The sequence below is a fragment of the Kitasatospora sp. NPDC093806 genome, from assembly GCF_040683335.1.
Classification (GTDB): domain Bacteria; phylum Actinomycetota; class Actinomycetes; order Streptomycetales; family Streptomycetaceae; genus Kitasatospora.
This window is the reverse complement of record NZ_JBFBDO010000230.1, coordinates 1-4,018: the sequence shown is the minus strand read 5'-3', so window position 1 is coordinate 4,018 and position 4,018 is coordinate 1. Positions and strand designations below refer to the sequence as shown.

The 4,018-nt window shown below is 72.9% G+C and carries 4 protein-coding genes; 3 read left to right on the top strand and 1 reads right to left on the bottom strand.

Annotated elements, in window-relative coordinates; genetic code table 11:
* Positions 1-269: 269 nt before the first annotated feature.
* Complete coding sequence (gene galE, locus AB0N76_RS39465; RefSeq protein WP_363565684.1) at positions 270-1,286, top strand: UDP-glucose 4-epimerase GalE; 1,017 nt, start codon at positions 270-272, stop codon at positions 1,284-1,286.
* A gap of 64 nt (positions 1,287-1,350) precedes the next feature.
* On the opposite strand, the gene AB0N76_RS39460 is transcribed toward galE, so the two are convergent.
* Positions 1,351-1,545 (bottom strand): antitoxin, encoded by a 195-nt coding sequence (locus tag AB0N76_RS39460; protein ID WP_363565683.1) that lies wholly within the window; start codon positions 1,543-1,545, stop codon positions 1,351-1,353.
* 176 nt (positions 1,546-1,721) lie between these two features.
* On the opposite strand from AB0N76_RS39460, the gene AB0N76_RS39455 reads away from it, so the two are divergent.
* Both AB0N76_RS39455 and AB0N76_RS39450 read left to right on the top strand, forming a co-directional pair.
* Entirely contained in the window at positions 1,722-2,372 is a 651-nt protein-coding gene (locus AB0N76_RS39455) for a DUF6542 domain-containing protein (protein WP_363565682.1), read from the top strand.
* Entirely contained in the window at positions 2,365-3,924 is a 1,560-nt protein-coding gene (locus AB0N76_RS39450; protein ID WP_363565681.1) for an LCP family protein, read from the top strand. The genes AB0N76_RS39455 and AB0N76_RS39450 overlap by 8 nt, the downstream gene beginning before the upstream one ends.
* The last annotated feature ends 94 nt before the right edge of the window (positions 3,925-4,018 follow it).

Genomic DNA, 4,018 nt, shown 5'->3' with positions numbered 1-4,018 from the left:
CCGGCGGGGGCCCGGGAGAGGCCGACGCCGGGCCGTCGGTCCCGCGCCCGCTGCCCGTTGGGGCAGCGCCCGCGCCGCCCGCCGTCCCGCCCCGCCGAGCCGCTGACCAGGCCTTTCCGGCCCCACACGACCCTCGTGAGGTCGACCGGTCGCGGGCCCCGGACGGGCAGCGGCCGCGCTGTCGCGGGAACCGGCGGGTGCGAACCGATCGTCCCCCTCCGCAGCGGGCGCCCACCGGGCGCCCGACCGACTGCAAGGGAGCGACCTGCATGCGCAAGGTGCTGATCACCGGCGGAGCGGGCTACATCGGAAGCACGGTGGCGTCCGCGCTGCTGGACCAGGGCATCACCCCGGTCATCCTGGACGACCTCTCCAAGGGGCGGGCCGAGTTCGTCGAGGGCCGGGTCTTCCACCACGGCGACATCGCCGACCCGGACCTGGTCGACCGGATCTTCGCCGAGCACCCCGACATCGAGGCGACCGTGCACTGCGCCGCCCGGATCGTCGTCCCCGACTCGGTCGCCAGGCCGCTCTTCTACTACCGCGAGAACGTCGGCAAGACCGTCGACCTGCTGGAGTCGCTCCAGCGCAACGGCTGCACCCGCGTGGTGTTCAGCAGCTCCGCCTCCATCTACCGGCCCACCCCGGACGGCCGGGTCGACGAGTCCTGCCCGGTCGAGGCGAACAGCCCGTACGCGCGCACCAAGCAGATGATGGAGCAGGTGCTCCAGGACTGGACGCGCGGCGCCGGCGCGGAGGAGACGCGGGTCATCACGCTGCGGTACTTCAACCCGATCGGTGCCGACCCGCAGCTGCGGACCGGTCTGCAGGACCTCCAACCGACCCACGCGCTCGGCAAGTTGATCGAGGCGCACGCCGACGGCCTCCCGTTCACCGTCACGGGCGTGGACTGGGACACCCGCGACGGCTCCGGCATCCGCGACTACATCCACGTCCAGGACGTCGCCGACGCCCATGTCGCCGCGCTCACCCGGTTCGACGAGGTGATCAAGCCGTCCGCCGAGGAGCGGTACCGGGTGATCAACGTCGGCACCGGCGACGGCACCACCGTCCGCGAGCTGATCGCCGCCTTCGAGCAGGCGGTCGGCGCGAAGCTGGACGTCCGCGAGGCCGACCCGCGCCCCGGTGACGTGCTCGGTTGCTACAGCGATGTGACGGCCGCGCGCGAGCTGCTCGGCTGGGCGCCGCGCCGGACCATCGCCGAGGGCGTCGCGGACGCGCTCGCCTGGCGCGCCCGGTGGACCGACCGGCTGGCCGGCGTCTGACGGTCCGCCGTCTGACGGTCCGCCCGGGCCCCGGTTTTCCGCCGGGGCCCCGGGCTCGCGGGGCCTACTTGGAGTCGTCGAGCTTGTTGATGAACTCCTTGGCCTTGCCGGTGGCGGTGTCGATCTGGCCGCTGTACTTGCCGTCGGTCTTCCCGTCGATGACGTCGGCGACCTTGTCCAGGCCCTGACCGATGGCGCCGCTGTGCTCGCGGGCGAGATCGGTGGCCTTGCCGGCGAGGTTCTTGAGGCTCTCGAACATGATGGTGCTGCTGCTCCTTCGACGCGGTTCGTGCCCATCCTAAACGCGGTTGACCTGGCGTTTTTTCGGATCGGGTGGTGTGAGGGTGACTTTTGCGGGGGCGGGTTTGTATGCTCCAAGCTCTTTCTACAGCATTGTAGAAGTTGGCTTGCGAGTGCCGGGAAGGGGAGTGGAGCATGGTCGGGCGACGAGCGGGAACCGCGTACCGGGAGACGGGACCGCCCGCCGAGGAGGCCGCCGTCCCGGCCCCGCGCGCGGCCCAGCGTCCGGCCCCGCGCTCGGCTTCGCGCCCGGACCGACGTCGCCCGGGCGCCGCGCGGGCCGCCGCCCGGCGGCGCGGGAACCGGCTGTCGGTGCTGTCGGCCGCGCTCGGGCTGCCGCTGCTCGGCGCCGTCGCCGGTGAGCTGACCGGATCCGGCGGCGGCCCGCTGTTCGCGGTCGGCGCGGTCCTGGGCAGCGGCCTCGCGGCGGCGCTCTGCACCCGGCCCGGGCGCTGGTGGGTCGTCACCGCCGCACCGCCCGTGGTCCTGGCCGCCCGGGCCGCCACCGCCTACCTCGCCGACCGCGACGCCCACCAGGGCAAGGCACTCGCCTCGGCGGCGGTGCGCTGGGTGGTCGAGGCGTTCCCGGTGATGGGCGCGGCCGTGGCGACCGCCCTGCTGGTCGTCGCGGTCCGGGCGGTGCTCGCCCGCCGCGCCCGCCCGGGCCGGAACGCCCAGCAGGATCGGCGCGCCACCCGGCGCCGGAGCACCGGCACCCCGGACCCGAACCCGCACCCGGCTTCGACCCCGCCCCCGTCCCCCACCCCGAGGAGCCATCGTGGCTGACCGCCGCACCACACCGCTGACCGTCGCCGGGCGGGTCCTCGCCGGCACCGTCTCGGTGGCGGTGCTCGGCGTCAGCGGCCTCACCTGGTACGAGTACCGGCAACTCGACGACGGCCTGGTCAAGTCGGCCGCGCTGACCGAGGCGCGGAAGAACGCGCCGCCGCATCTCGACAAGTCCGTCAACCTGCTGCTCATCGGCCTCGACAGCCGGAAGGACATGGACGGCAACGACCTGCCCAAGGAGTTCGTCGAGGAGGAGTTGCACGCCGGGTCGAGCGAGATCGGCGGCTACAACACCAACGCCCTGATCGTCCTGCACATACCCGCCAACGGGGGCAAGGTGACGGCCCTGTCCGTCCCGCGCGACGACTACGTGCAGACCGTCGGCGCCGAGGGCAAGATGCACAAGATCAAGGAGGCGTACGGGATCGCCAAGGAGGCCGCCGAACAGAAGCTGAGCGGCAAGGGCCTGTCCAAGCCCGAGCTGGAGCGGCAGAGCCGGGAGGCGGGGCGGGCCGCCACCATCCAGACCGTGCAGGCGTTCCTGGACGTCCCGATCGACCACTTCGCGGAGGTGAACCTGATCGGCTTCTACGACATCGCCAAGGCCGTCGAGCCGATCCAGGTCTGCCTCAACCAGGCGGTCGACGATCCGATCGTCGCCCGCACCGCCACTCACGAGGGCGGCGGCACCGGGTTGAAGCTCCCGGCCGGCGTCAGCTCGCTCGACGCCAAGCAGGCGCTCTCCTTCGTCCGCCAGCGCCACCACCTGAAGAACGGCGACCTCGACCGGACCCACCGCCAGCAGGCCTTCATCTCCTCGGTGGTCTACAAGCTCAAGCAGCAGGGCGTGGTCGGCGACCTCGGGCAGCTCCAGCGGCTGTTCGACGTGGTGAAGAAGGACGTGGTCATCGACGACCGGTGGAACGTGCTGGACTTCGCCCAGCAGGCGCCCAACCTGACCGGCGGCAACGTCGAGTTCAACACGCTACCGATCACCGGGTTCAAGAACATCGGCGGCCAGGAGGTCAACACCGTCGACCCGGGGCAGATCAAACGGATCGTCAAGCAGCTGTTCGGGCAGGAGCCCCCGCCGCCGGCCGAGGCCACCGAGACCGCCTCCGCGCCGGCCGAGGCGCCCGCCACGCCGTCGGCCGTCCCCAGCGCGACCGCGACCAAGGACCGCGCCACCGTCGACGTCCGCGGCGTCAGCGCCGCGGCGGCGGCCGCCGAGTCCAAGGCGCTCGCCGAACTCGGCTTCCCGGCGGGCAAGGCGACCGAGTCGGCGACCGCCGGCCGGGCGCGGACCACGACGGTCGGCTACGGCGCGGGCGCGAAGGCCGACGCCGAACAGGTCGCGGCCCGCTACGGCGTCACCCCGACCGCCTCCGCCACCGCCCCCGCCGGCCACGTCGTCATCACCCTCGCCGCCACCCCCGCGACCACCACCCCCTCCCCCCTCGCCCCCGGCACCCCGACCGCCGAGCCGACCCCCGACCTCCCCATGCAGGGCCCGGCCGTGCGGGCCGGCGGCATCCCCTGCGTGGACTGAGAAGTCATCTCATTTGGATGCGTGAGTAGACTCCGGGCGTGCTGATCGTGGAGCGTCTGGTGCCGGACGAGTTGTGGGAACTGTTCCAGTTGGT

Coding starts and splice junctions, on each gene's coding strand:
- galE (WP_363565684.1), top strand. CDS start 270: ATGCGCAAGGTGCTGATCACCGGCGGAGCGGGCTACATCGGAAGCACG.
- AB0N76_RS39460 (WP_363565683.1), bottom strand. CDS start 1,545: ATGTTCGAGAGCCTCAAGAACCTCGCCGGCAAGGCCACCGATCTCGCC.
- AB0N76_RS39455 (WP_363565682.1), top strand. CDS start 1,722: ATGGTCGGGCGACGAGCGGGAACCGCGTACCGGGAGACGGGACCGCCC.